Origin of the sequence: Enterococcus cecorum DSM 20682 = ATCC 43198 (assembly GCF_000407565.1) — a bacterium.
GTDB lineage: Bacteria > Bacillota > Bacilli > Lactobacillales > Enterococcaceae > Enterococcus_E > Enterococcus_E cecorum.
The window spans coordinates 933122-959658 of record NZ_ASWI01000003.1 but is presented as its reverse complement, the minus strand read 5'-3'; the positions used below and the strand labels follow the sequence as shown (position 1 = coordinate 959658).

23 protein-coding genes and 1 other RNA gene are annotated in these 26537 nt (G+C 38.0%); 8 read left to right on the top strand and 16 right to left on the bottom strand.

Annotation, left to right across the window (positions count from 1 at the left end; translation table 11 throughout):
- Positions 1 to 81: 81 nt before the first annotated feature.
- The 8 genes from ffs to dapA form a co-directional block, all read right to left on the bottom strand.
- Positions 82 to 181, bottom strand: an RNA gene (gene ffs, locus I567_RS12395) — signal recognition particle sRNA small type.
- 10 nt (positions 182 to 191) lie between these two features.
- Positions 192 to 716: a tRNA adenosine(34) deaminase TadA gene (gene tadA / locus I567_RS05380; protein WP_016251239.1), complete on the bottom strand. Its 525-nt coding sequence runs from the start codon at positions 714 to 716 to the stop codon at positions 192 to 194.
- A gap of 60 nt (positions 717 to 776) precedes the next feature.
- Positions 777 to 1121 (bottom strand): hypothetical protein, encoded by a 345-nt coding sequence (locus I567_RS05375; RefSeq protein ID WP_016251238.1) that lies wholly within the window; start codon positions 1119 to 1121, stop codon positions 777 to 779.
- Between the two features lie 100 nt (positions 1122 to 1221).
- The gene (locus I567_RS05370; protein WP_016251237.1) at positions 1222 to 1932 is read right to left on the bottom strand and encodes a zinc metallopeptidase; all 711 of its coding nucleotides are present in this window, start codon (positions 1930 to 1932) and stop codon (positions 1222 to 1224) included.
- A 76-nt stretch (positions 1933 to 2008) separates the two neighbouring features.
- Complete coding sequence (locus I567_RS05365; protein WP_016251236.1) at positions 2009 to 2341, bottom strand: zinc ribbon domain-containing protein YjdM; 333 nt, start codon at positions 2339 to 2341, stop codon at positions 2009 to 2011.
- A gap of 197 nt (positions 2342 to 2538) precedes the next feature.
- A complete protein-coding gene (gene dapD, locus I567_RS05360; protein WP_016251235.1) occupies positions 2539 to 3252 on the bottom strand; it encodes a 2,3,4,5-tetrahydropyridine-2,6-dicarboxylate N-acetyltransferase in 714 nt (237 codons plus the stop codon).
- A gap of 19 nt (positions 3253 to 3271) precedes the next feature.
- Positions 3272 to 4030: a 4-hydroxy-tetrahydrodipicolinate reductase gene (dapB, locus tag I567_RS05355; RefSeq protein WP_016251234.1), complete on the bottom strand. Its 759-nt coding sequence runs from the start codon at positions 4028 to 4030 to the stop codon at positions 3272 to 3274.
- A 30-nt stretch (positions 4031 to 4060) separates the two neighbouring features.
- Positions 4061 to 4942, bottom strand: a complete 882-nt coding sequence (gene dapA, locus I567_RS05350; RefSeq protein ID WP_016251233.1) for a 4-hydroxy-tetrahydrodipicolinate synthase — start codon at positions 4940 to 4942, stop codon at positions 4061 to 4063.
- A 255-nt stretch (positions 4943 to 5197) separates the two neighbouring features.
- Between dapA and I567_RS05345 the strand changes: the two genes are divergently transcribed.
- From I567_RS05345 to dapF, 3 genes are read left to right on the top strand one after another with little or no spacing between them, the layout of a single operon-like run.
- Positions 5198 to 6352, top strand: coding sequence for a M20 metallopeptidase family protein (locus tag I567_RS05345; protein WP_016251232.1), 1155 nt, complete (start codon positions 5198 to 5200; stop codon positions 6350 to 6352).
- Between the two features lie 11 nt (positions 6353 to 6363).
- Positions 6364 to 7659 (top strand): diaminopimelate decarboxylase, encoded by a 1296-nt coding sequence (gene lysA / locus I567_RS05340; RefSeq protein WP_016251231.1) that lies wholly within the window; start codon positions 6364 to 6366, stop codon positions 7657 to 7659.
- A 17-nt stretch (positions 7660 to 7676) separates the two neighbouring features.
- The gene (gene dapF, locus I567_RS05335; protein ID WP_016251230.1) at positions 7677 to 8507 is read left to right on the top strand and encodes a diaminopimelate epimerase; all 831 of its coding nucleotides are present in this window, start codon (positions 7677 to 7679) and stop codon (positions 8505 to 8507) included.
- Between the two features lie 686 nt (positions 8508 to 9193).
- Here dapF and I567_RS05330 read toward each other — a convergent pair.
- The 4 genes from I567_RS05330 to I567_RS05315 form a co-directional block, all read right to left on the bottom strand.
- Positions 9194 to 10153: a DHH family phosphoesterase gene (locus I567_RS05330; protein WP_016251229.1), complete on the bottom strand. Its 960-nt coding sequence runs from the start codon at positions 10151 to 10153 to the stop codon at positions 9194 to 9196.
- A 25-nt stretch (positions 10154 to 10178) separates the two neighbouring features.
- Positions 10179 to 11510 (bottom strand): DRTGG domain-containing protein, encoded by a 1332-nt coding sequence (locus I567_RS05325; RefSeq protein WP_016251228.1) that lies wholly within the window; start codon positions 11508 to 11510, stop codon positions 10179 to 10181.
- 582 nt (positions 11511 to 12092) lie between these two features.
- Entirely contained in the window at positions 12093 to 13781 is a 1689-nt protein-coding gene (locus tag I567_RS05320) for a ribonuclease J (protein ID WP_016251227.1), read from the bottom strand.
- Between the two features lie 197 nt (positions 13782 to 13978).
- The gene (locus tag I567_RS05315; RefSeq protein WP_016251226.1) at positions 13979 to 15037 is read right to left on the bottom strand and encodes an aspartate-semialdehyde dehydrogenase; all 1059 of its coding nucleotides are present in this window, start codon (positions 15035 to 15037) and stop codon (positions 13979 to 13981) included.
- Between the two features lie 153 nt (positions 15038 to 15190).
- Between I567_RS05315 and I567_RS05310 the strand changes: the two genes are divergently transcribed.
- Positions 15191 to 15652 carry an S-ribosylhomocysteine lyase gene (locus I567_RS05310; protein WP_016251225.1) on the top strand — a complete coding sequence of 154 codons (462 nt, stop codon included), beginning with the start codon at positions 15191 to 15193 and terminating at the stop codon, positions 15650 to 15652.
- Between the two features lie 42 nt (positions 15653 to 15694).
- Here I567_RS05310 and I567_RS05305 read toward each other — a convergent pair whose 3' ends face one another.
- The 3 genes from I567_RS05305 to I567_RS05295 are packed head-to-tail and all read right to left on the bottom strand — an operon-like array spanning position 15695 to position 20710.
- Positions 15695 to 17314 carry a glycoside hydrolase family 13 protein gene (locus I567_RS05305; RefSeq protein WP_016251224.1) on the bottom strand — a complete coding sequence of 540 codons (1620 nt, stop codon included), beginning with the start codon at positions 17312 to 17314 and terminating at the stop codon, positions 15695 to 15697.
- 1 nt (position 17315) lies between these two features.
- Complete coding sequence (locus I567_RS05300; RefSeq protein WP_016251223.1) at positions 17316 to 18947, bottom strand: glycoside hydrolase family 13 protein; 1632 nt, start codon at positions 18945 to 18947, stop codon at positions 17316 to 17318.
- The gene (locus I567_RS05295; protein ID WP_016251222.1) at positions 18947 to 20710 is read right to left on the bottom strand and encodes a glycoside hydrolase family 13 protein; all 1764 of its coding nucleotides are present in this window, start codon (positions 20708 to 20710) and stop codon (positions 18947 to 18949) included. Before I567_RS05295 ends, I567_RS05300 begins: the two co-directional genes overlap by 1 nt.
- A 312-nt stretch (positions 20711 to 21022) precedes the next feature.
- Between I567_RS05295 and I567_RS05290 the strand changes: the two genes are divergently transcribed.
- From I567_RS05290 to I567_RS05280, 3 genes are all read left to right on the top strand, one after another.
- Positions 21023 to 22279, top strand: a complete 1257-nt coding sequence (locus I567_RS05290; RefSeq protein WP_016251221.1) for an extracellular solute-binding protein — start codon at positions 21023 to 21025, stop codon at positions 22277 to 22279.
- A gap of 77 nt (positions 22280 to 22356) precedes the next feature.
- Entirely contained in the window at positions 22357 to 23709 is a 1353-nt protein-coding gene (locus I567_RS05285) for a carbohydrate ABC transporter permease (protein ID WP_016251220.1), read from the top strand.
- 5 nt (positions 23710 to 23714) lie between these two features.
- Entirely contained in the window at positions 23715 to 24566 is an 852-nt protein-coding gene (locus tag I567_RS05280; RefSeq protein WP_016251219.1) for a sugar ABC transporter permease, read from the top strand.
- Positions 24567 to 24676: 110 nt separating this feature from the next.
- Here I567_RS05280 and I567_RS05275 read toward each other — a convergent pair whose 3' ends face one another.
- A complete protein-coding gene (locus I567_RS05275) occupies positions 24677 to 24913 on the bottom strand; it encodes a type II toxin-antitoxin system Phd/YefM family antitoxin (RefSeq protein ID WP_016251218.1) in 237 nt (78 codons plus the stop codon).
- 246 nt (positions 24914 to 25159) lie between these two features.
- Between I567_RS05275 and I567_RS05270 the strand changes: the two genes are divergently transcribed.
- Positions 25160 to 26521 carry an Nramp family divalent metal transporter gene (locus tag I567_RS05270; RefSeq protein ID WP_016251217.1) on the top strand — a complete coding sequence of 454 codons (1362 nt, stop codon included), beginning with the start codon at positions 25160 to 25162 and terminating at the stop codon, positions 26519 to 26521.
- Positions 26522 to 26537: the final 16 nt, after the last annotated feature.

Here is a 26537-nt window from a genome sequence, read left to right as displayed (position 1 = left end):
CATTTTAAACCTTGATTTAAACAAAACATAAAGAAGTCTTTCAAAAAATCACTTTGAAGGTAAAAAAAATACACCAGTCAATACTGATGTAATCAATCAGACACATGGAAAGACATGCTTAGTGCTGCTTCCTTCCAGACCTGACACGCTTCACAAGCTTCCCATTGTCCTAGCCATAACGGCAAGACCTATTATATACTATTTTCTGGTGAATGACTAGCCTTTTTTCGTAATTTTTTTGCTTCTCTTAGCTTTTTAAAAAATTGCGATAATAACTGGCCACATTCCTCAGCTAAAATACCTGACTCGACATAGCTCCAATGATTAAAACGTTCATCCGTGGCGATATTTAATAAAGAACCACATGCCCCACCTTTTGGATCAAATGCCCCGAAATAGATTTCTTCGACACGGGCTAACTGAATGGCCCCGCTACACATTACACAAGGCTCTAAAGTCACAAATAATTGACTGCTCTCTAAACGCCAACTACCGACCTTTTCACAAGCCTCTTGAATGGCAAACATCTCTGCATGGGCGGTGGCTTGTTGCTGCGTTTCTCTTTGATTATGTCCGCGCCCTATGATTTCACCTTGATAAACCACGACCGCTCCGATGGGAACTTCTGCCATTTGTTCCGCTTTTTTGGCTTCTTTAATGGCTTCTTGCATGAAATACTCTTTTTGTTCTTGGGTCAGACTGCTCCTTTTTTCCATTTTCTCATCCTAACTTCTTATTAAGAAAAGTCCCAAGAGCAATTCTTGAGACTATCTGTACTAATATTTGATTTTGATTTGTTTAATGACTGAACCTACTTTATCTTTGGCTTGGCTCGTCGCATTTTTGACTGATTCGCCATAAGTAGATAACTGTTCTTGACCTTCACCGATTTTTTTACCGATGTTGATTAATGATTCAATATCTTTATCACTTAGACGGTCCACCATATCGCCAACAAAAGCATTGCCATTTAACTTATCGTCCACAAATTTTTTCACTTTTTTGCGGTTTTGAACTTTTTTAACCTTTGTGATAATTTTATCGGCCACAATCGCTGAAGTAATCACCCCAGCTACCAAAGTAGTACTGACACCTAAGGCAATTTTTGTAGATGTTTTCATAACCATCACTCCAATTCTTCTTTTGTCTTTATTTTAGCACATTTAGAAAACATTTTCATCGATTATACAACGATTTGAGACAAATTCTAAGAGTTGTCTTTTAGTCGTCGCGATTGTTATTTCCAAAAAGAATAAATAAACGTAATAATTGAAGTAAGGTACTCACTGCAGCAGCCACATAAGTTAAAGCAGCGGCGGTTAAGACTTTTTTCACCATAGGCAATTCATCTTCAGCCAATAAGCCACCTTCACTTAAAATTTGAATCGCTCTTCTTGAAGCATCAAATTCGACAGGCAACGTGACTAATTGGAAAATAAAGACTAACGCAAATGCAATTAAGCCTAAGTTAATCAAAAATTGCCCACGTAATAAAATCCCGATTAAAATCAATGGGATAGACAAAGCCGAACCAATATTGACAATCGGTACAATGCCTGCCCGCAAACGCAATGGAAAATAATTTTTCGCATCTTGTACAGCATGACCACATTCATGAGCAGCCACACCAATTGCCGCAACAGAAGTCGATTGCGCTGTAGCTTGGGATAAACTCAACATCTTCGTTTGGGCATTATAATTATCGGTCAAATCGCCCGCAATCCCTTGCACCCCCACATTATGAATACCTTGACTTTGTAAGATATACTGCGCAGCTTGCGTCCCGGTAACCCCTTTTTTACTCAAAACCTCGTCATATTTACGGTAAGTACTATTCACATAAGCCGAAGCCGCCATGGATAGCATAATTCCGATAATCACTAAAATATAGGTGGGATCAAAGAAAAACCCCATCGGATACATTCCATACATTCCTTTCACCTCGTATCAATTTTCAAGAATAGTTTACCAAAAAAGTATGAAAAATTTGTAAACAGCTTTTGAAAGATTATAGTTTCTTCACAAATTCTGATTTTAATTTCATCGCACCAAAGCCATCAACTTTGCAGTCAATGTTATGGTCGCCTTCTACTAAGCGGATGTTTTTGACCTTAGTTCCTTGTTTAATCGCACCACTTGCTCCTTTGACTTTTAAATCCTTAATCACAGTGACTGTATCGCCATCTTGTAATTGATTGCCATTTGCATCAAGGACGACTAAGCCTTCTTCTTGAACTGAATCTTCTGGTGACCATTCATGACCGCATTCAGGGCAAATCAACAACCCACGATCCTCATAAGTATATTCTGATTGACACATTGGACATTTTGGTAGAGACATAAATTCCTCCTAAAGTTGTTTTATTTTTCCTAATTTCTAATATACTTGAAAACGTGGTGACTTGCAAAGAAAATTTATTTCCGACTTAAATTCTTTGCGTTATCTAATCTGCCTATCTATAACCTTTTGCTACTTCTGCTGGTAACTGATATAAAAAGAAGGTCAAGTAGCCACTTTTCTACTTGACCTCAACCACTTTATTTACGTAAATCATCTAGAAATTCCGTTTTGCTAATCGTTTTTTCGTCTTTCATTTTGATGATTTTGGCAGGACTACCCGCAACTACCGCACCAGCTGGCACATCTTCAGTTACGACAGCACCCGCAGCAACCACTGCACCTTCACCAATGCGTACCCCTTCTAGTACAACTGCATTGGCGCCGACTAACACATTGTCTTCCACAATCACTGGACTTGCTGAAGGTGGTTCTAAGACGCCGGCCAACACAGCCCCCGCACCAATATGCGCACGTTTTCCTACTGTCGCGCGTGCACCTAAAATGGCTCCCATATCAATCATGGTCTCTTCGCCTACTACGGCACCAATATTAATCACGGCGCCCATCATGACGACAGCATTTTTTCCGATAACAGCCTGGTCACGGATAAACGCCCCTGGTTCAATTCGAGCGTCCACTTTGGTTAAGTCTAATAGTGGGACAGCAGAATTGCGGCGGTCATTTTCTAAATAAGAATCCGTAATCTTATCTTGATGCGCATCTAAAAAGGCGGCTACTTTATCTGCATCGCCAATCACAAAATGAAAATTCCCTTCACCAAAAATTTTCACTTCATCACTCGTCACACCAGATAAATCACCTTGAACATAGGCTTTGACTGGCGTTTGTTTCGTTGCATCCTTAATATATTTTGCTAACATATATGGATCGGTAAATTGTAATTCTGACATTTTCCACCTCGATAAATTCTTAATTTTGATTCACTAAATCAGCCATATTATATTTGCCACTTGGCTGTTTGGCAAGAAATTCGGCTGCTTCAAGGGCACCTTTGGCAAAAATATTGCGTGATAAAGCGGTGTGTTTAAATTCTAAAATCTCATCTTCACCCGCATAAATCACGATATGCTCACCAGGAATCGTGCCTCCGCGAACCACTGAAATCCCTAATTCACTCGTTTTGCGCGCTTCATCTTTAGGCGTGCGGTCACAGATATATTCTTTTTTCTCCTGACAAACTTCATTGATGCTATCCGCCAATAATAAAGCCGTTCCACTCGGTGAATCTTTTTTCTGATTATGATGTTTTTCAATCATTTCAATATCATAATCTTTTTCTAAAATTGGTGTCACTGCTTGCAAGGCCTTAATCAAGACATTAATCCCTAAAGACATGTTCGCTGACTGAAAAATCGCTATCTCTTCACTTGCTTGGTCAATCGTTGCTTGAATGTCTGGCGTTAATCCTGTAGTAGCAACAACAACTGGCAAGTGTAACGCTTTGGCATCATTAACTAACTGCGCCACAGCTGAAAAGTGTGAAAAATCAATCACAACATCTGCTGTTTCTTGGACTTGTGCTAACTGCGCATAAACTGGAAAATCACTAGGTAAATCCGTATTTTGATCAATGCCAGCTACGACCGTCATTTCTTCTTTAGCCGCAATCATGGACTGTAAGACTTTCCCCATCTTACCATGACAACCACTTAAAATAATTTTTAGCATGTTTTCACCCTTTCTAACGCGATTGATGAGTTATAACAAACCATAATTTTTCATTTCTTTGGCTAATAATTCGACCGTTTTTTCTTCTGGTTGGTCTAGTGGTAAGCGATAGTAGGTATCATAGCCTTTAAGCATACCGACTGCTTTTTTAATCGGCACTGGATTAACCTCGCTAAAAATCGCATCAATTAATGGTTTTTGTGCTAATTGTACGGCTAAGGCTGCTTTTGTTTGACCTTCTAAATAATCATGCACCATTTGCGAAGTTTGTTTTGGTGCAATATTACCAATCGTAGAAATCACACCTGAACCACCCACAGACAATAATGGAAGAACTTGATCATCATTTCCTGAATAAAGCGCAAAGTCCTCATCAACCAGACGCGCAATCTCTACAATCTGTGAAATATCGCCACTTGCTTCTTTAATACCGACGACATTAGGAATTTCTTTTAACTCTTTGACAATTGCCGGTGTTAAATTCATCCCTGTCCGTGAAGCCACTGAGTATAAAATAACTGGTAAATCAACACTGGCACAAATTGCTTGATAGTGTTTGATAATGCTTTTCTTCGTTGCTTTATTATAATATGGTGTCACAACCAATAATGCATCGGCCCCCACTCTTTGGGCTGCTTGAGATAATTCAATCCCGTGTTGGGTATTATTGGAACCTGTCCCACCAATTACTGGGATACGGCCATTTACTTGTTTGACCACTGCCTCAATCACGGCGATATGTTCTTGATCGTCTAAAGTTGAAGCTTCTCCTGTTGTACCACACGCGATAATGGCGTCGGCTCCTTGTTGTACATGCCATTCAGCTAGCTCTTTTAACTTATCGAAATCCACCGTTCCATCTGCTAACATTGGGGTAATCAGCGCGATTCCTGCACCTGTAAAAATTGCCACTTTTTGACACTTCCTTTCAAATTTATCATTAATTGTTCATTTTCATTAGTTTTCAGACAATAAAATGAAAAAATACTAACAAAACAATATGAATTGCTCTAATTATATTATATAATGTAAATACTTAGCAAGGAATATTCACTAATTTCTGCAAAAAATTTTTCAAAAATAAGCAGGTTAGTTGCATTCAATCTTAATAATTAATATGCTAATGAATATATCACAAGAAAAATCCCTAAGGAGGTTTGCATAAAAATGTTAATTTCTCAAGACGTAGCGCAACTCAAAGACCTCGTGACGAAACATCGACGCGCGCTTCATCAAATTCCTGAATTAGGCTTATCCGAATATAAAACAAAAGAATATTTATACAATTTTTTACAATACTTACCCAATATTGAAATCCATGAAATATTAGACACCGGGTTAGTCGCAATCTTCAAAGGCACCAAAGAAGGCAAGACATTAGGCTTTCGTACCGATATCGATGCTTTACCGATTACTGAAAATACTGACTTAGCCTTTCAAAGCACTCATCCTGGTAAGATGCATGCTTGTGGTCATGATGGACATATGGCTACCATGCTAGGCTTTGCACAATATCTTGCCACACATCCGCAAGAAATTATCGGTACCATCGTCTTAGTCTTTCAACCAGCTGAAGAAGGTCCTGGCGGTGCCCAACTTTTAATTGATGCGGGACTATTTGAAAAATACGGTATTGAACAAATGATTGGCTTACACGTCTTTCCAGAATTTGACGAAGGTGTCATCGCCTGTCGTAAAGGACCAATGATGGCAAGAAATGGCGAGGTCTACATCACAATCAAAGGTAAGAGTGCTCACGGGGCGCAACCACAAATCGGGGCTGATGCGATTGTTGCTACTAGCGCGGTGATTTCAGGACTACATACAATTATTTCGCGAAATCTTTCGCCAATGGATTCAGCCGTCCTCACTTTTGGTAAGATTACCGGTGGCGATGCGATGAATATTATTGCCCAAGAAGTCAAAATTGAAGGAACGATGCGCGCATTTAGCGATGAAGTTTATGAAACGATGACCCGTCGTATTGAAGAAATTGCGCAAAACATCGCCAAAGGATATGGTTGTGAAGCTGAAGTGACTTTTAATCATATGTATCGTGTGGTAGATAATGATGCACAAATGGTCGCAGCCTTAGAAAAAATTGTTGGGGATAGCTATGTAACGACCCCACCTTACATGCTCGCTGAAGACTTCTCAATGTATCAGCAAAAGGTGCCGAGTCTCTTTTTCTTCGTAGGTATTCGCAATGAAGCATTAGGCTATACACATCCTTTACACAGCGATCAACTACAATTTAATGAAGAATATTTACTCGGCGGCGTGGAATGTTACCGTCAATTAATGAAAGAATTAAATCAATAAGGAGTCCTGCAATGAATTTTGAAGTAAAAAATCATCATTTATATTTTGATGGGTGCGACACAGTTGCATTAGCCCAAAAATATGGCACCCCACTTTATGTCTTTTCAGAAAACGCGATTGTATCAGAATGTAATCAGTTAAAAGCTGCCTTTACCAATCGATATCCAAATACGCGTGTGGCTTATGCTTCAAAGGCCTTTTCTACACTAGCAATCTATAAAATCATGGCTCGCGAAGGTTTTTGTATCGATGTGGTCAGTGGTGGGGAACTATATACCGCCATTCAAGCTGATTTTCCAGCCGAACATATCGAATTTAATGGCAATAATAAATCTGATGAAGAATTAAGTCTGGCTTTAGATTATGGTGTAGGGCGGATTATCGTTGATGGGTTACAAGAAATTGAACGCATTCAAAAACTTGCGAGTGAAAAACAAACCACAGCCAAAGTCTTGTTTAGAATTACCCCTGAAGTGAATGTGCAAACCCATAGCTATATTTCAACCGGTCAAAAAGATTCCAAATTCGGGATTCCGCTTGATGAAGAGATTTTATGGCCAACCATTCAAAAAGCCATTGATGCCAGCAATATTGAATTTTATGGCTTCCATTTCCATGTAGGGAGTCAGTTAAAAGACAATAGCGCGCATCTAACTGCAGCGAAAATTGCCTTAGATTTAGCCTTAGAAGTGCGAAAACGTCTAAACTATACGATTAAAGAATTGAATTACGGCGGTGGCTTTGGTGTGAAATACTTACCAGATGAACTCCGCCAACCATACGAATACTTCCTAACACCTTTGATGGAATTAACGGAAAGCTTTTGTCGAAAACATGATTTCCCACGTCCAAATATCGTCATCGAGCCTGGTCGAAGTATTGTGGCCGAAGCTGGTATTAGCTTACACACAATTGGCGAAATTAAGACTTTACCAGGCATCCGTACTTATGCTGCCATTGATGGTGGGATGACTGATAATATTCGCCCAGGCTTATATGATGCGACTTATACCGGAGTCATTGCCAACAAAGCCGATGAAGCAAAAACAGAAAAAATAACCATCTCTGGAAAAGCCTGTGAAAGTACCGATATTTTGGTAAAAGACTTAGCCGTACCAAAAGTTGAAACGGGTGATATTTTTGCTACCTTTACAACGGGGGCTTATGGCTATTCCATGGCTAGCAACTATAATAAATTACCCATTCCAGCGGTCGTATTAGTGAAAGACGGGCAAGATGCTTTAATCGTCAAACGCCAAAGCTACGAACAAATGATCCAAAATGAATTGGTTCCTGATTTTTTATAGAAAGTGAGTGTGAAATGATGCAAATTCCTTTTTACAAAATGCAAGGTACCGGCAACGACTTTATCATTATCAATAATATTGAATTAAAATTTCCTTATGAAACCTTAGTCAAATTAGCCAAACAAATCTGCCAACGTAAAATTTCTGTAGGTTCAGATGCCTTAATGGTAGTAGATACTCCCCAGAAAGGCGGCGATTTTCGCATGATTTTCTTCAACGCAGATGGTACCGAAGCTGAAATGTGTGGCAATGGTGCTCGTTGTCTGGCGCGCTATGCTTTTGAAAACCAACTGGCAAATGAAGAAATGCAAATTGAAACAGTCGCGGGGATGGTTTATGCCAAACGTTTAGACCAACGAAATTATCAAGTGCAATTAAATGATCCGGCCAATATCCAAGAAGCTTTGATGTTTAATGATTTCTTAGTAGACTATGTTGAATTGGGGGATCCTGGCATTCCTCATTTGGTAGTCCCTTATGAAAATTTGAGTATCACACCATTAGCATCGATTCAAGCTTTGGCCAAAAGTTTACGTTATTGGGATTACTTACCTAAAGGAGCCAATGTCAATTTTTATGAAGTATTAGATAATCAAGAAGTCGTGGTTCGAACCTTTGAGCGCGGTGTAGAAGATTTTACCCTAGCTTGTGGCACAGGTAGCGGCTCAACTGCCTATATCCTGGCACAAAAAGGTTTAGTCCAACCAGAAGAAGTCACGATTCATGTACTTGGTGGTACCTTAAAAGTCAAAGTCACACCAGACGGACTCTTCTTAATTGGGGATACCAACATTATTACCAAAGGCGAAATTATGGATGAAGATATCGAACAAAATGTGATGAACTAAAATAGAGAAGTAATAGACTAATATTTCGGTATAACAAAAAAATATCCGAATGTTCAGCAATGATTGAATTCATACTCAAGTTGAACATTCGGATTTTTATCATTATTAAAAAAATTAATTTAACCTGATAGTTTTGCTTATATACGACGTTATCAAGATAAAATTATCATTCGTTTCCTGATATCTCCCCTAATCTTTTCTTAACCTAACTTCAATTTTTATTCTATCCGGATCTTCAAAAAAAACTGCATAAAATTCTTTACCTGCAGCATATGGATAATTTTCTTCTTACAATAATGTCAAATGATTACCCAAACAATACTGATGAATATGATCAATCGTCTCTATTTTGTCACAATGAAAAGCTAAGTGATTTAGTCCTACATGACATCTATGGTATGTTGAAGGCAAATACTGACCCTTCGTCTGAATAAAAACAATGTAAAAATCATTTTTTCGATATGAAAATCCCTCATCCCATTCTTGAAAAACTTTAAAACCAAATTTGGGCAGTAATCAACTATAGAACTTAAAAGAATTTTCTAAGTCACTGACATAAATTTCTATATGATCCATAATTTTATTCGCCTCTTTAAATAAATTTATTTTTTTACATAGATTAATAAAATAGGAGAAGATATTATTCAAAGATTTTGAAATGCATTTTTAAAGAACCAATAAAAAAGTTATTCTTTATGACTATTTTTTAACACATCTTTTATTTCTTGATAGATTTCTTGGGCTTCTTCCAAACTATAGGCATTGGCACCGCTTGCTAATGGATGGCCGCCCCCATAATGACGTTTCGCGATTTCGTTGATAGGCTTAGTTTTAGAACGTAAACGCACACGATAATAGCCTTCTGGTTGCTCGACAAATAATGCCCAGGCTTGGACTTGATCAATCTCCCCAGGTAAGGGCACCAAATGGGCAGTCATTGAATCATCTACTCCGTATTGTTGCAAAATGGCTTGTGACAAATAACAACAAGCTGCGCCATTTTCATCAATTTTTAGATTTTGATAGACATAACCGACTAATTTAGAAACTGCCAAACTAATTTGTGAAAGTTGGCGATTTAATAAAGTTGCATCAAAATCAAATTCTCGTAAAAAACTTGCCATTCGCAGTGTTTTGGCTGTAGTGGCTGGATATAAAAATCTACCTGTATCTCCCACAATACCAGCATAGAGCAAACGTGCTGCCTCAGTTGTCATCGTTAATTCATCCGCTAATTGTTGATAAAAATCACAAATAATCTCGCTACAACTACTTGCAGTCGTATCCACATAGACCAAATCGCCATAAGGTTCGTCATTTGGATGATGATCAATTTTAATTAATTCTTTTCCTAGATGATAGCGCTCATCACTAATTCGTGGTGCATTGGCGGTATCAGTGACAATCACGAGTGAATCTTGATAAACTTCATCAGCTATTTCTTGCATCGTTGCTAAATATTCCAAATGATCAACAGTTTTCCCTACTTGATAAATCTGCTTTTCAGGAAAACTTGCTCGTAAGATCTCAGCCAATCCCACTTGCGAACCTAAGGCATCTGGATCAGGACGCATATGGCGATGAATAATAATCGTATCATAGGCTTTTATTTTATTTAGTATTGCTTGTGCTGTTTGTAAATCCATCTTATCCCTACTTTCTATGCTCTTTCTATGCTCTTTCCATGACTTGACAAGTGACAATCGCTTTAGCCACCAAAGTATTTTCAAGATAAATTTCCATATCTAGTTTAGCAGAACGGCGACCTGACTCTAAAATTCGCGGCTTGATTGACAGCTCGCTTTCTAACTGAATCAATTTGAAATAATGTAAGTTCACTTGTTCAATCCAAGTATTTTTACGTTTATAAATCATCATGGTTTGTTTGGCAGTATTGGCAATCAATCCTGAAAGCACACCAAAAGAAATCGTCCCTAGTTCATCTACCATTTGTGGCGTAACTGTAAATTGAAACTCTGGCAATTCAAGGGCATTTCCTTGGGCATCTTCTTCAATCATCTGAATTTGCGCATTGACTTGATCGGCAATCGTATCAGATACTTGCGGCTGTCTTTGAATCAAATGCATCGCCTTCATCACATCTTGACGTGTCACAATCCCTAATAGTGAAAAATCATCGGCAACCACCGGCATCACTTCTAAGCCATCCCAAATCATTTGATGACTGACAGAAGCAATCGACATTTCCTTTTTCACGACACGGGGATCTTTGGTCATGACCCGTTCAATTAAAAGATGATCGCTCTTTTCTAAAATATCCTTGGTAGTCACAATCCCAACGACACGCATATTTTTATTGACGACTGGGAAGCGCGAATGTTTGGTGGTTTCGGCCAATTCAATATAATCACGCACAGTATCATGAACTTGTAAATAATGCGTCTTTTCTAGGGGCATATAAATATCGGCAATCAGCATAATTTCTTTTTTAATCAATTGATCGCTTAAAGCTCGGTTAATCATCGTCGCCACGGTAAACGTATCATAAGTCGTCCGTAAAATTGGTAGCCCTTTTTCATCAGCAAGACTGGCAATCTCACTAGTCGTATCAAAACCACCAGTAATCAGTACCGCCGCTCCATTTTCTAAAGCCAAGCGTTGCACATTGATACGGTTACCGACAATCATCAATGAACCAGGTGTCACATAACGTTCAATGGCTGATACTTCCATCGCTCCAATCACAAATTTATTGAGGACATGACTTAAACCACTTTCTCCGCCAAGCACATCTCCTTCAATAATCTCTACTACTTCTGCAAAGGTTAATTTTTCAATATTTTTCTTTAATTTGCGTTCAATGCGAATGGTTCCTACCCGTTGAATGGTCGAAACTAAACCACTATTTTCGGCCTCTTTAATGGCGCGATAGGCAGTCCCTTCGCTGACCTGTAGCTGTTTGGCAATCCCTCGTACTGAGATTTTTTCGCCAACTGGCAACTGCTCAATATATGATAAAATTAAATCATGTTTCGTTGTCATTTGCTCACTTCTTCCTCTTGTACTTTGTTATAACACAATCCATTATATAGAACGTTTACATCTAACTTTTTTAGATGAAATTAATACAGTATGCAACATTTATTGTAACAGATTTTAGCAGAAGTACAATGCTTTTTAGGAAGTTTCTGAGGGGAAAAATAATTTTCTAGACTATCAGGAGAAATGATTCAAGTTTAGCGTTTTTTGCAACTTTCACACCTAAATATCGACAAGGATTTTCGCCATCGCTATGATTGGAACCGAAAATTGATTTGCTTTATTTGTGGGTTAGTGGATATGGTCTGCACCCGCCTGTGGGCTCAACATTTATCATTAATGTTGAGTAAAAGAATAGCAGGACTGCCTACCCTTGAGGAATAGAGAGGGCATATCTAGCGTGAGGTGAAACTCAATACGTGAAAAAGATACCTAGTGTTAAATTTTGGCATTAGGTATCTTTTTTATTTAAATAATCCAATTATTTTCATCAATATTAGAATCTAAAAATATACATCGACCTTTCAATTTTAACCACAAAAATAGCCAAGAGAACCATTGATAACATTCTCTTGGCTATGTGTATTAATAGCGATTATTTTTGCCTTTACGGTTGCTTGATTCCATAATCACTGGCAAAATGACTGGGCGACGGCGTGTTTGCTCAAATAGATAGCGACTCAATTGATCACGTATATCTTGTTTGAGATTGCCCCAATCAAAGTCTTGCACTTGTAAATGACTTTCAACAATTTCTTGCACAATTTCTGCACTTTCACGCATTAAATCACGACTCGCCTTCACATAGACAAAGCCACGTGAAGTAATTTGTGGGGAGGAAATAATTTTTTTCTCACGGCGATTAATCGTAACCACTGCTACAAAGATGCCATCTTCAGACAATACTTTACGGTCGCGCAAGACAATATTCCCAATATCACCGACCCCTTTACCATCAATCATGACATTTTCAGCTGGCACCGAACCATTTAAAATCAAACGGCCCTTAATCAAGCTGATGACATCCCCTTTAGCCGTCACTAAAATATGTTTATCATCATAACCTAATTGTTTAGCCAGATTAGCATGAGCGGCTAATTGACGATATTCTCCCTGAACTGGAATTAAATATTTCGGTTTCAAAAGATTCATCATCAATTGTAAGTCAGTTGGATTAGCATGACCTGAAACCGTCATATTATCAGAAATATTTTTAACCGTGCCACCTGCACGATAAATAATATCTTCTGTCTTAGCAACCACCGTCTCCATCGAAATAGTTGGCGTAGTCGTAATATAAACCAAATCGCCCTCATGAATACGCAAAGTTCGATGTGTTCCTTTTGCCATGCGTTGTAAAGATTTGATTGGTTCTCCCATACGACCTGTTTCTAAAATCAATAGTTCTTCTGGAGCGTATTTTTTCATTTCTTTTTGCGGAATAAATAAATTTTCATCAGGAACCGTTAATTTGCCTAACTTCATCGCGGTTCGAATAATACGACCGAAATCTTGACCCGTCAATACAATTTTACGGCCCGCTTTATAACAGGCATCAATCACTTGTTGAACACGCTGTAAGTTACTTGCGACACAGGCAACGACAATTCGGCCTTCCCAATAATTAATGGTATCATAGACTTCTTCAGCAATTTTTTGTTCTGAAGCAATCGGTTGAGGATTTTCAGCATTACTTGAAGTACTTAATAATGCAAGCACCCCTTCTTTACCAATTTCGGCTAAACGTGCAAAATCGGTGCGATAAGGTTCACTGGCTGATTGGTCAAATTTGAAATCCCCAGTATAAACAATATTTCCTTCAGGTGTTTTTAAGCTCACCCCTACTGAATCGGGAATCGAATGGGTCGTCCTAAAGAAGCTTACCACTGTTTCACCAAAATCAATTTCTGTGTATTCATCAATCACATGGAATTCTTTAAAACGTTTAGTTGGCTCATAACGATGCACATTTAATTTTGCTAATTCAATGGTTAATTTCGTCCCAAAAACCGGGGCCTTCACTTCAGCCAAAAGATAAGGAAGCGCTCCGATTGCATCCGGATGTCCATGGGTTAAAAAGATCCCGGCAATCCTTTCTTTATTGTCTCTAAGATAAGTAAAATCAGGAATAATCGTATCAATTCCTAATAGTTCACTTTCTGGATAGCGTAACCCACAATCAAGCACGAAAATATCTTCATCGACTTCGGCAATGTATAGGTTTTTTCCACTTTCACGAACCCCGCTTTGTGGAATGATATTTATCTTAGTCAAAAATTTCACCTCAATTTTTATTTTATTTCTTTAACTCATCATTACTATTATACATGAAATCAAGACTAAAACAAAAAGAAAAATACAACTATCTCATAGAATTCAAAAAATCATTAGTTTATTCGTGCAAAAGTGAGAATATCCATCCATTTAGACACAAAAATACCGACCTGTCCTATCAACAAGTCGGTAAATTTTTATTCAGGTACACGGACTAAATCCATTTCATGTAACGTTTCGGCGATTTGTACAGAGTTCCAAGCTGCGCCTTTCAATAGATTATCAGATACGACCCATAAGTGTAAGCCATTTTCGACATCTAAATCTTTTCGGATACGACCAACAAAGGTTTCTTTCTTGCCAATTGAATTGATCGCTTGTGGATAGATTTGTTGGCTAGGATCATCTTCTAAAACGACTCCTGGTGCATCTTTTAATACATCGCGCACTTCTTCGACCGTTAATGGTGTTTTTGTTTCAATATAAACAGATTCAGAATGACCGCTTAAAACAGGCACACGGACACAAGTCGCAGAAACTTTGATGCTGCTATCTTCCATAATTTTCTTCGTTTCATTGACCATTTTCCACTCTTCATAAGTGTAACCTTCATCACTAAACACATCGATTTGCGCCAAAGCATTAAAGGCCAATGGATAGTGTTTTTTATCGCCACCACATGGTAAAATTTCAGCCGTTAATTCATTTAATGGCGTCCCTTCACTAAAGGCTTTCACTTGATTTGTTAATTCAGCAATCGCACGCGCACCAGCACCCGATACCGCTTGATAAGTAGAAACAATCACACGGTCCAAACCAGCTTTTTGACGGATAGGCTCTAAGGCAACCATCATTTGAATCGTTGAACAGTTTGGATTGGCGATAATTCCTTTATGTGATTTTAAGGCTTCTTTATTCACCTCAGGCACAACCAACGGAATTCCTTCATGCATTCTGAAATAGCTGGTATTATCAACTACTACCGCGCCACGTTTCACAGCTTCTGGCGCAAAGACTTTTGAAATGCTACCACCTGCACTAAATAAAGCCAAATCCACACCTTCAAATGATTCTGGCACCAATTCTTCAATCGTTAATTCTTGCTCTTTGAAGAATGCTTTTTTTCCAGCAGAACGTTTAGAAGCTAATAATTTCACCGCTTTAATAGGTAATGTAGATTGCTCCAACATTTCAATCATTTTTGTTCCGACAGCCCCAGTTGCTCCGACGACTGCTACAGTATATTCTCTTGCCACAAGACATTACTCCCTTTATTAATATTTTTTAATTATTTTAACATATATTTCAAATTTTACTAGTCTTTTCACACATTTTTTCCGATAAATTCATTGAAAGTAAGAGCACGCTTTGTTATAGTGGGTATGCAAATGAATTTTGGAGGGATATACATGGCAAAAGTAGAAAGTTTTAGTCTAGATCATAATAAAGTCAAAGCACCTTACGTCCGCATGGCAGGAATGGAAACCAATCAAGGAGTCGTCATTCAAAAATTTGATTTACGTTTCTTACAACCAAATCAAGATGCCTTACCAACTGCTGCACTTCACACACTAGAACATTTATTAGCCGTGAATTTACGCGACTATATTGAAGGAGTCATCGATTTATCTCCAATGGGTTGTCGCACTGGTTTTTACTTAATCGTTTGGGGCGAACATTCAACGGAAGAAATTCGTGACGCCCTTAAAACTGTCTTAGAAAAACATGTCATTGGGACTGATTATGTGCCAGCTGTTTCGGCCAAAGAATGTGGGAATTATCGCGACCATTCCTTATTTGCCGCCCAAGAATATGCCAAACAAGTACTTGCTCAAGGCATTAGCAGCGACCCATTTGAACGATTGGTTTAATCAAAATTTCCCAGTCAGCAAGATTGCTGACTGGGCTTTTTTTTAATATTCAAAAATCATCGCTGCAAATGGCGCAAGTGTCATGCGTTTTTGCAGTTTAGGCTCCGTGACATTTGCAAGCATAACTTTCGCCATTGGTTGTACCACACGGTTTGGCAAATCTACCACAACTTCTTGATCACTTAAATTCACTAAAACCAAAGCACTTTGCTCAGCCGTATTTCGTGTATAAGCAATGACTTGTGGATGACCCGCTAAGTGCAACTCATAATTACCATCGACAAATAGCGGTGTTTTGCGCAACTGAATCGCTTGTTTATAAAAGTTTAACAAGGAATCTGGACGTTCTTCTTGCTCAGCTACATTGATTTCCTGATAGTTTGGATTGACCGCTAACCAAGGTTGTGCTTGGCTAAACCCAGCTTCATCACTATCTTGCCATTGCATCGGTGTCCGGGAATGATCTCTGGTCCAATGACAAATTTGTTGTAATGCTTCAGATGGTTCTACACCTTGTTTCAACAATTCTTGATAATGGCTATAACTATCTTTAGCATCTAATTGTTCTACTGATGTAAATGGGAAATTCGTCATACCGATTTCCTGTCCTTGATAGATAAACGGTGTCCCTTTCATAAATAGAAAAGCCGTTGCGATTGCTTTGGCCGACTGTTCGCTTTCGTTACCCAAAATCGAATTGATGCGAGGATTATCATGATTTTCGACATAGAGTGCATTCCAACCATTCGCATTCAAATCTTTTTGCCAACGACTGACAACTTTCTTCCATCCGAGCACATTGATACGCTCATGACCAGGTTGGCCTTCTCTGACTTGATGTTCTAATTCAAAAATCATATCTAGATAGCCTTCTCGATTGGTCCATTTCACCGCTTTTTTACTCGTCACACCACTTGCTTCACCTATCGTTACAATCGGATATTCGTCAAAAATTCCCTTCAAATCTTGCATATACTCATCAATTCCCGCCACATTCATAAACGGCGCCCATGGATTATCGGTAATTTTGAAGTCCCATGGCTCTTTTTGGATATGACTAATCGCATCTAAACGGAAGCCATCAATGCCTAAATCTAGCCACCAGCGAATCATTTGATAAATTTCTTCACGGACCTTAGGATTTTTCCAATTTAAATCAGGTTGTTCAGGCGCAAAAATGTGGAAATAGGCTTGTTTTGATTTTTCATCATATTGCCACGTTGAGCCACCAAAGAAACTTTGCCAGTCATTCGGCATTCGATCCGGTGTTGCATCTGCCCATAAGTAATAATCACGATAAGGGTTGTCCTTGCCTTTTAGCGCTTCTTGAAACCATGGATGCTGATCACTCGTATGATTAACGACCAGATCCATCACAATCTTCAAGCCTAAATCATGTGCTTTTGTCAATAATTCCTTAAAATCCTCCATCGTGCCAAAATCAGGATGAATGGCTTGATAATCGGAAATATCATAGCCATTATCCACATTAGGAGAAGCATAAATTGGATTAATCCAGATGAAATCGACTCCTAAATCTTTAATATAAGGCAATTTTGCGATGATTCCTTGCAAATCACCAATACCATCATTATTACTATCATAAAAACTACGCGGATAGATTTGATAACCTATCGCAGTTTCCCACCATTTTCTTTCCATATTATGCCTCCAATTTTACAACAAAAGCTTGCCATGGTTTTAAGGTCAAGTCTAAGCATTCTGATAACTGCACAGGCATATTTTCAATGACAACTTCTTTAGCCTTGGCATTGTCATACTTAAAGTCGTGTGCTTCATTAGAAAAGTTAGTCACCACTAGCCAAGTTTCGCCTTGATATTTACGTAGGTAGGCAAATACTTCCTCTTGCGTATCCACTAATTCAAAATCGCCCCAAATCATAATTGGGTTTGCTTTACGTAGCGCAATTAATTTTTGATAAGTGTAAAAAATCGAATCGGGATCGGCCAAAGCTTGTTCAACATTAATCTTTTCATAATTATCATTGACGGCAATCCATGGTTCAACCGTTGAAAAACCGGCAAAGGCATGATTATTCCATTGTACTGGACGTCTAGCATTATCCCGACCTTTGACATTAATCGAGTGGATAATATCCTCTTTTGCATAGCCATTAGCTAAACGTTCATGATACATATTAATGGTTTCAATATCACGCGCTTGAGAGATATCGGTAATTGCTGTGTTAGTCATGCCGATTTCTTCTCCTTGATAAATATAAGGGGTGCCTTTTTGCATATGAAGTAAAATCGCCAACATTTTCGCACTTTCAACACGATACTGACCATCATTGCCCCATCTTGAAATCATCCGTGGTAAGTCATGATTATTCCAAAAGAGTGAATTCCAACCTTGATTATCAAGCTCGGTTTGCCATTTTGCAAAAATTTGTTTTAACTTACCTAAATCAACTGGTGCTAAATCCCATTTTTCGCCGCCTTCTTGTTGATCTAAGCCGATATGTTCAAATTGGAAAACCATCGAAAGTTCGTGACGATCTGGATTTGAATAAAGTTTCGCAATTTCTGGTGTGGCACCCCAAGTTTCGCCGACGGTTAATAAATCATGTTTACCAAAAGTCGCTTGATTCATCTCTTGTAAAAATTCATGCAAACGAGGACCATTTCCGGTGATTTCTTTTTCTGGTACTTTACCGATTAAATCAATCACATCCATACGGAACCCACCGATGCCCTTATCAATCCAGAAATTCATCATTTGATAGACTGCTTGACGGACTTTTTCATTTTGCCAGTTTAAGTCAGGTTGTTTTTTACTAAATAAATGTAAATAATATTGTCCTGTTGCTTCATCCAATTGCCAAGCTGAACCAGAAAAGGCCGAACGTAACCCATTTGGCACGCCCCCATCTTCACTTGGATCAGCCCATACATAGTAATCGCGGTAAGGGTTGTCTTTAGATTTGCGTGCTTCAACAAACCATGTGTGTTCATCAGAGGTATGATTGACCACCAAATCCATGATGATACGAATATTACGTTTTTTCGCTTCGGCAATTAAACGATCCATATCTTCCATTGTCCCAAACTCAGTCATAATCGCTTCATAATCAGAAATATCATAACCATTATCATCATTTGGCGATTGATAGACTGGAGATAACCAAATCGCACCGATACCTAGTTTTTCCAGATAGTCTAATTTTTCGATGATACCGGGTAAATCCCCGATACCATCACCATTACTATCTTTAAAACTTCTTGGATAAATTTGATAAACAACGACTTCTTGCCACCAATGTTTTTGGCTCATTATTCCACACCTTCCCAATAAGTAATGACAAATCCTTTAGGTAAAATTTGATTTTCTTGTGTATTTTGACTTAAAACTGTTCTTTCGCTTACTGGCATTGTCACAGGTTGATCGCCAGTATTAAAAGTTGCGACTAATAGACGATCTTCCAATTGACGAGCAAGCGATACGATTCCTGTGCAATCATCGACTGCTAACCATTCCAAGCTACCTTCACTTAAAATTGGTTGATAATCTTTTCTAAAGGCGACCAACAATTTCATAAATTCATACATTTCTAAATCTTGGTCTTTTTCATCCCAAACCATGCATTTGCGGCAACCAGGGTCAAACTCGCCTTCCATCGCATATTCCGTACCATAATACACGCACGGAACACCCATTTGTAAATAAGTGAAAGCCATAATTTGACGAGCCAAGTCTTTATCCCCAGCAACTTCCGTTAATAATCTAGGGGTATCATGAGAATCCAAAACATTTAATTGCACTTGGTTGGTTTGCATGCGATAGAGCATTAATTGTTGATTCATTTGCGCAACCATCTTTGTCAAAGGAATTTCATCTTTTACAAAGTAAGCTTTAATCGCATCGGTAAAGGCATAGTTCATCACGGCATCAAACTCATCACCTTGTAACCAGCGTTGAGAAGAATGCCAAATTTCTCCTAATATATAGAAGTCTTTTTTCGCTGCATCACAAGTTTGTCTAAATTTCTTCCAAAACGCGTGGTCCACTTCATTGGCAACATCCAAGCGCCAAGCATCGATATCAAATTTTTCAATCCAGTATTTCGCAATTGAAAGTAAATATTCTTGCACTTCAGGATTAGCTGTATTTAATTTTGGCATATGCGGCGTGAAGGCAAAAGTATCATAAGTTAAATCTTTAGCATCTTCAAAGTTGTCCCCTTCTGTATAACTCACTGGAAATTCATGAATGTGGAACCAATCAGCATATTTAGATTTTTCTCCATTTTTAATGACATCTTGCCATTGTGGAGAATTATCGCCAATATGATTAAATACTGCATCCAGCATCACTTTAATCCCACGAGCATGACATTCCTCAACCAAGGCTTTAAAGGTTTCATCATCGCCAAAAGCTGGATCAATTTTAAAGTAATCTTCCGTATCGTATTTATGGTTAGAAGTCGCTTTAAAGATTGGACAGAAATACAAACCATTTACTCCTAAATCAACCAAATGATCTAAATGGTCGCGTACCCCTTGTAAGTCTCCACCAAAGAAATTAAATGGCGTTGGTTCTTCGCTTCCCCATGCAAGAGTGCCTTTTGGATCATTCGTCGTATCCCCATTTGCAAAACGTTCTGGGAAAATTTGATACCATACTGTTTGTTTCACCCATTCAGGCACTTTAACGCGGTCTGTTTGGTGGAAATAAGGCAAACGATAATAAAGATTTGGTGTTGACAAGTATTCTTCCGTTGCTGGAAAAATGCCTTGATCTCCATAAAAAGCGGTCGTGCCATCCACACCTTCAACAATAAACCCATAAGCAATACGGCGGAATTTTGCACCTACACTAATTTGCCAATAATCATGCAATTGCGTTGTCAATAATTTTTGCATAGGTACTTTCTTTTGGAACCATTTTTCACTATTCACCAAATAAGGATCACCGTGAACAAGGTATACCGCTTTCACATCTTCTCTGGCGGTCTGTAAGCGAATGTGCATCGTTGCTTCATTATAAAGATAAGCAAATTCACTTTCAGGTCGATGATAAATTGCAGAAGTATTCATAAATACAATCTCTCCTTTTATTTAAATATTTGATTCGCCCCTATTATTACATAAACCGAAAACGCAATCAAGCAAAAAACAGCAATCGGTTGCACTTTATCGCAAATTTGTTTTGTTAATCAGTCAGAAATCCTTTTAAAACCAAGCATTTACCTTTTTTTTTAAACATTTGTATTTAAAATTTATGTTTATAAAACCCCCTTATCTTTTTCATATTTTAAAAAAATTACGAAAAAAACATTTGACAAAAGACGCAAACGATTGCATAATAAACATGTAATTATTTTTCTCAAATAAATGGAGGTCTTGAGAATGAAAACTAACTTCAAAAAATTTGCTCTAGGGACAGTAGCCTTAGGAGCCAGCGTATTACTACTTGCCGGATGCGGAAACTCAAGCAAGAATGAAAGCGCTACAGACAATGGTGGCAAAGCTTCAAGTTCTAAAGTAGAAGGTCACATTAAATTATGGATTGATACCGAACAAAAAGCCACTTTCAACAAAATCGTTAAAGACTTTGAAAAAGAATATCCTGATGTTAAAGTGGATGTCAAAGTCGGTTCTTCTGCTGATGCGAAAAAAGATGTTTCTAAAGATCCTGAAAAAGCAGCCGATGTCTTTATGTTACCACATGACCAAGTCGGACAAATGGCTGAAGCAGGTCTATTATATAAGAATACAAAATTCGCAGATGAAGTGAAGAAAAACAATATTGATTCTGCTATTGAAGGGGCAACTTGGAAAGGCGAATTATACGCTTACCCATATGGAGTAGAAACTCAAGTCCTTTACTACAATAAATCTGTTTTATCTGAAGAAGATGTGAAAACTTGGACAGGAATCACAACAAAAGGTAAATTAGGTACCAACTTTGCTGAAAATGGTGCAAACTACATCTTCGCCCCATTATTTATGAGTAATGGCGATGTATTATTTGGTAAAAACGGTGAAGATCTAAAAGGTACTAACTTCAACAATGAAAAAGGTGTACAAGTTCTTGACTGGATTGCTAAACAAAAATCAAATCCAGGGGTTGTTCAATCAAGCGAAACAGCGATTGCAAAACTTTCTTCAGGTGAAACAAGTGCCTTCCTTTCAGGTCCATGGTCTAAAAACGATGTGAAAAAAGGTTTAGGTGACAAGATGGGCGTTGCAGCTTATCCAACAGTTGACTTTGGTAATGGCGAAGTTCCTATGAAAGCTTTCTTAGGTGTGAAATTATTCGCGGTTAACCAACAAACAAAACATCCACTAGCTGCGATGGCTTTAGCAAACTACATCAGTGGTGAAAAAGCACAAGAAGAATTATTCAAGAACCATGGTATCATCCCATCAAACAAAGCGGCTCAAGAATCTGAAGCAGTTCAAAGTGATGATGTCGCAAAAGCTGTCTTAGCAATGTCTGATGAAGCTCACTCAGTTGTTATGCCTAAATTACCTGAAATGGTATCATTCTGGCCAGCAATGGATGCTTTAATTAACGATACTTACAAAGGTAAAATTGCTAGTGACCAATATCAAGCTAAATTAGATAAATTCGTTGAAGATATCTCTAAAGAAGCAAAATAATTGAACTTACTAATGTTATCTGCGGGGATTTCCTGCAGATAACATTTCATTATATCTTATGAAAAGGCGTGAATCTTATGTCTCAAAAAATGCTTTCTCACCCTAAAAAAATGACTTTTAGAGAACTATTTAAACAGGGCGATTTACCAACTAAACTATCTTTTCTATTTATGGGAACGGCTAATTTATGTAACAAGCAAATTCCAAAAGGCTTACTCTTTTTAGGTTCAGAAATTCTTTTCTTCTTTTGGTTAATTCGTAATGGAGTGACCGCTCTAGCAATGTTACAAACACTTGGTACGAAAAAACAAGGATTAGTTTATAATGAAGATTTAGGTATTGAAGTCTTACAAAAAGGCGACAACTCCATGTTAATCTTGCTATTCGGTATCGCAGCCATCTTAACTTGTGCGATGATGATTTATCTTTACATCGTCAACTTAAAGAGCGCACGCAAACTTTATGAATTAAAACAAGAGAACAAACCTATTCCTACCACTCGTGATGATTTAAGATCTTTACTCAACGAACGCTTCCACGCAACTTTGATGACCATTCCTTTACTTGGTGTGCTATTATTTACCATTTTACCGTTGTTATACATGATTTCGATTGCGTTTACGAACTATGATCACAATCATCTCCCACCAAAACAACTCTTTACTTGGGTGGCATTCAAAAACTTCGGTAATGTCATTACTGGGGATATGGCTTCTACTTTCTTCCCAGTATTAGTATGGACCTTGATTTGGGCGGTTATGGCAACTGTCACTTGTTTCATCTTTGGCGTGATCCTTGCCTTATTAATCAACACTAAAGGCATCAAAGGAAAGAAATTTTGGCGTACCCTATTCGTCTTAACGATGGCCGTCCCTCAATTCGTTTCCTTATTGATTATGCGTAACCTTTTAAACGATGCGGGTCCAATCAACTCAACTTTGATGAATTTAGGGATTATCAAATCAGCCTTACCTTTCTTAACTGATCCAACTTGGGCAAAATTCTCAATTATCTTTGTCAATATGTGGATTGGGATTCCGGTAACAATGATTATCACTACTGGTATTTTACAAAACTTACCAACTGACCAAATCGAAGCGGCTCGCATTGATGGTGCAAATAGTTTCCAAATCTTTAGAAGCATCACATTCCCACAAATTTTATTTGTTATGATGCCTTCATTGATTCAACAATTAGTCGGCAATATCAATAACTTCAACGTCATCTACCTATTAACTGGTGGTGGCCCATCTAACTCAGATTTCTATGGTGCCGGTAGTACAGACTTGCTCGTTACCTGGTTATATAAATTAACCGTGGATACAATGGACTATAACTTAGCTTCGGTTATCGGTATTTTAATCTTTATTCTTTCAGCTGTCTTTAGTTTAGCAGCCTACACTAGAACAAATTCATTTAAGGAGGGCTAAACAATATGAATTATCGTGCAAAACGCAAATTAAATCTAACTTTAGTCTATGTCATCCTTGCTATTTTGGCCTGTATCTGGGTCTTTCCAATAATCTGGATTGTCTTAACAAGTTTTCGTGCTGAAGGTGGCGCATTCGTCCCTTACATCATTCCAAAACAATTCACGCTTGATAATTATGCCAAACTATTGACCAATCCAAATGGTACTTATCCATTCGTTCGTTGGTTTATGAACACTTTAATCGTTGCTATCTTTAGTTGTTTATTATCAACATTTATTACGATTGCGATGGCTTATTCATTATCAAGATTACGTTTCAAAATGCGTAAACCATTCTTAAAAGTTGCTTTAGTATTAAACATGTTCCCTGGCTTTATGAGTATGATTGCTATCTACTACATCTTAAAAGCCATGAACTTAACAGAAAGCTTAGTAGCCCTAGTCATCGTCTACTCATCCGGTGCCGCACTTGGCTTTTACATTGCGAAAGGCTTCTTTGATACCATTCCAATGACTTTGGATGAATCGGCTATGATTGACGGCGCAAACAAATGGCAAATCTTTACTCAAATTACTTTGCCATTATCTAAACCAATTATCGTTTATACTTCCTTGATGGCTTTCATGGGACCTTGGATGGACTTCATCTTTGCCAAAGTCATCATGGGCGATAAAGTTGAAAACTATACCGTTGCAATTGGTCTTTACTCAATGATGACCAAGACAACTGCCAATTCGTTATTCATGTCCTTTACCGCTGGATGTGTGATGATTGCCATTCCAATTACCATCCTATTCATCTATATGCAAAAATTCTATGTGGAAGGTATCACAGCAGGTTCAGTCAAAGGATAAAAATCTTGAGGCTTATCTACTAGTCTCGCTTATCAAAAAAATCGGAGTCATCTTTCATACACTGAAGATGACTCCGATTTTACGTTTCATTCACTTATTTTTTCAGGGTCTCAAAAAGCTTCATCAAGACCGATAGAAACACCGTCTGATTCCATTTCTTTCTCAGATTCGTAGATTGCCTGGTCGATTCGGTTGTTTTTTACAAATTTATCATATAATTCACTGCTCATTAACACCAGATCACTATAACCATTTTTAGTAATAAAAATCGGTTCCTGTATCTTATGAGCCATATCGAATAACTCAGTGATATTACAGAGAGCTTCACTTGGTATGATAACTGGCATACTATCAAATCCTTTCTTATCATAATTATGTCAGAATGTATCCCGATTATTTACCTTTTTGTCTTACCATCTAATTTCCTCATTCTAGCATAAGTTTAAACGATAAAATTCTCAAATAATCTGTTTCATTTTTGATTAAAATGAGAAAAGGATTTTACTTGCATTTTCTTACAAATAAGTGTACCATGTAATTAGTTTTAGGCTTACCTAAACTTTTAACATTTTACTAGAATATGAGGTGCTTTCATGAATGAAACAACACATAAAACGCCAATTATTACACATACACATTCCAAAAGCTTAGAAGAAATCAATGGAACAGTTGAAATTCCTAAAACAAAAAACTTTTGGCGTAATTTACTAGCTTTCTCCGGTCCTGGAGCTTTAGTAGCAGTTGGATATATGGACCCCGGAAACTGGATTACTTCCATTGGCGGCGGGGCAAAATATGGCTATCTCCTACTATCCGTTGTCTTTTTATCAAGTTTGATTGCGATGTTGCTCCAATACATGGCGGCTAAACTAGGCATTGTCACACACATGGATTTGGCACAGGCGACACGGAAATATACCGGAAAAAAATTAGGAATCTTGCTTTGGATTATTACTGAATTGGCGGTCATGGCCACTGATATTGCCGAGATTATCGGAAGTGCGATTGCTTTAAATCTATTGTTTGGCATTCCACTCACCTATGGGGTCTTGCTCACTGTCTTTGATGTCTTTTTACTCTTATTATTGATGAAATTAGGCTTTAGAAAAATCGAAGCCATAGTGATGACCTTAATCTTAGTCATTTTAGGCGTATTCTTATATGAAGTCTTCCAAGCCGATCCAGCGGTCCAACAAGTTTTCGGCGGCTTTATCCCTCAAAAACGGATATTACATCATGGAGAATTAACCATGGCATTAGGGATTGTCGGCGCTACTGTAATGCCGCATAACCTTTACCTAGGTTCTTCGATTTCACAAACTCGCAAATATAATCGTCAAAGTAAAGAAGATATTGCACTGGCTGTCCGTTTTGCGACTTGGGATTCGAATTTACAACTTTCTCTCGCCTTTTTAGTCAACTGTCTATTGCTGATTTTGGGAAGTGCCTTATTCTTTGGTCATCAAGGAGATTTAGGAACTTTTACTGCCCTTTATGATGCCTTAAAAGATCCAAATATTGCTGGAAAAGTTGCTAGTCCGGTATTAAGTGTTCTATTCGCCGTTGCACTACTAGCTTCCGGTCAAAACTCGACCATTACCGGAACTTTAGCTGGACAAATCGTGATGGAAGGATTCATCCATATTAAATTACCACCATGGATTCGTCGCTTAATCACACGACTATTATCTGTACTACCAGTCATACTCTGTGCTATTTTCTTTGGAGATGATGAAGGAACGCTGGATCAATTGTTGATTTATTCGCAAGTCTTTCTAAGTATCGCTTTACCAGTTTCGATGATTCCACTCGTTTACTTTACGAGTTCGGAAAAAATCATGGGCAAACAATTTAAAAACAAACCTATCCTCAGCATTTTAGGTTGGATAAGTACAGCGGTATTAACCGTTCTAAATATTCAGCTTATCCTCTCAACCATCCAAGAACTTTTTTAAAAAAAGCATGTGACAA

Coding starts and splice junctions, on each gene's coding strand:
- I567_RS05365 (WP_016251236.1), bottom strand. CDS start 2,341: ATGTCTCTACCAAAATGTCCAATGTGTCAATCAGAATATACTTATGAG.
- I567_RS05375 (WP_016251238.1), bottom strand. CDS start 1,121: ATGAAAACATCTACAAAAATTGCCTTAGGTGTCAGTACTACTTTGGTA.
- I567_RS05330 (WP_016251229.1), bottom strand. CDS start 10,153: ATGGATTTACAAACAGCACAAGCAATACTAAATAAAATAAAAGCCTAT.
- I567_RS05300 (WP_016251223.1), bottom strand. CDS start 18,947: ATGAGCCAAAAACATTGGTGGCAAGAAGTCGTTGTTTATCAAATTTAT.
- I567_RS05270 (WP_016251217.1), top strand. CDS start 25,160: ATGAATGAAACAACACATAAAACGCCAATTATTACACATACACATTCC.
- I567_RS05325 (WP_016251228.1), bottom strand. CDS start 11,510: ATGACAACGAAACATGATTTAATTTTATCATATATTGAGCAGTTGCCA.
- I567_RS05290 (WP_016251221.1), top strand. CDS start 21,023: ATGAAAACTAACTTCAAAAAATTTGCTCTAGGGACAGTAGCCTTAGGA.
- I567_RS05285 (WP_016251220.1), top strand. CDS start 22,357: ATGTCTCAAAAAATGCTTTCTCACCCTAAAAAAATGACTTTTAGAGAA.
- dapD (WP_016251235.1), bottom strand. CDS start 3,252: ATGTCAGAATTACAATTTACCGATCCATATATGTTAGCAAAATATATT.
- dapF (WP_016251230.1), top strand. CDS start 7,677: ATGCAAATTCCTTTTTACAAAATGCAAGGTACCGGCAACGACTTTATC.
- dapB (WP_016251234.1), bottom strand. CDS start 4,030: ATGCTAAAAATTATTTTAAGTGGTTGTCATGGTAAGATGGGGAAAGTC.
- I567_RS05280 (WP_016251219.1), top strand. CDS start 23,715: ATGAATTATCGTGCAAAACGCAAATTAAATCTAACTTTAGTCTATGTC.
- I567_RS05305 (WP_016251224.1), bottom strand. CDS start 17,314: ATGGAAAGAAAATGGTGGGAAACTGCGATAGGTTATCAAATCTATCCG.
- tadA (WP_016251239.1), bottom strand. CDS start 716: ATGGAAAAAAGGAGCAGTCTGACCCAAGAACAAAAAGAGTATTTCATG.
- I567_RS05370 (WP_016251237.1), bottom strand. CDS start 1,932: ATGTATGGAATGTATCCGATGGGGTTTTTCTTTGATCCCACCTATATT.
- I567_RS05295 (WP_016251222.1), bottom strand. CDS start 20,710: ATGAATACTTCTGCAATTTATCATCGACCTGAAAGTGAATTTGCTTAT.
- I567_RS05310 (WP_016251225.1), top strand. CDS start 15,191: ATGGCAAAAGTAGAAAGTTTTAGTCTAGATCATAATAAAGTCAAAGCA.
- lysA (WP_016251231.1), top strand. CDS start 6,364: ATGAATTTTGAAGTAAAAAATCATCATTTATATTTTGATGGGTGCGAC.
- I567_RS05345 (WP_016251232.1), top strand. CDS start 5,198: ATGTTAATTTCTCAAGACGTAGCGCAACTCAAAGACCTCGTGACGAAA.
- I567_RS05275 (WP_016251218.1), bottom strand. CDS start 24,913: ATGCCAGTTATCATACCAAGTGAAGCTCTCTGTAATATCACTGAGTTA.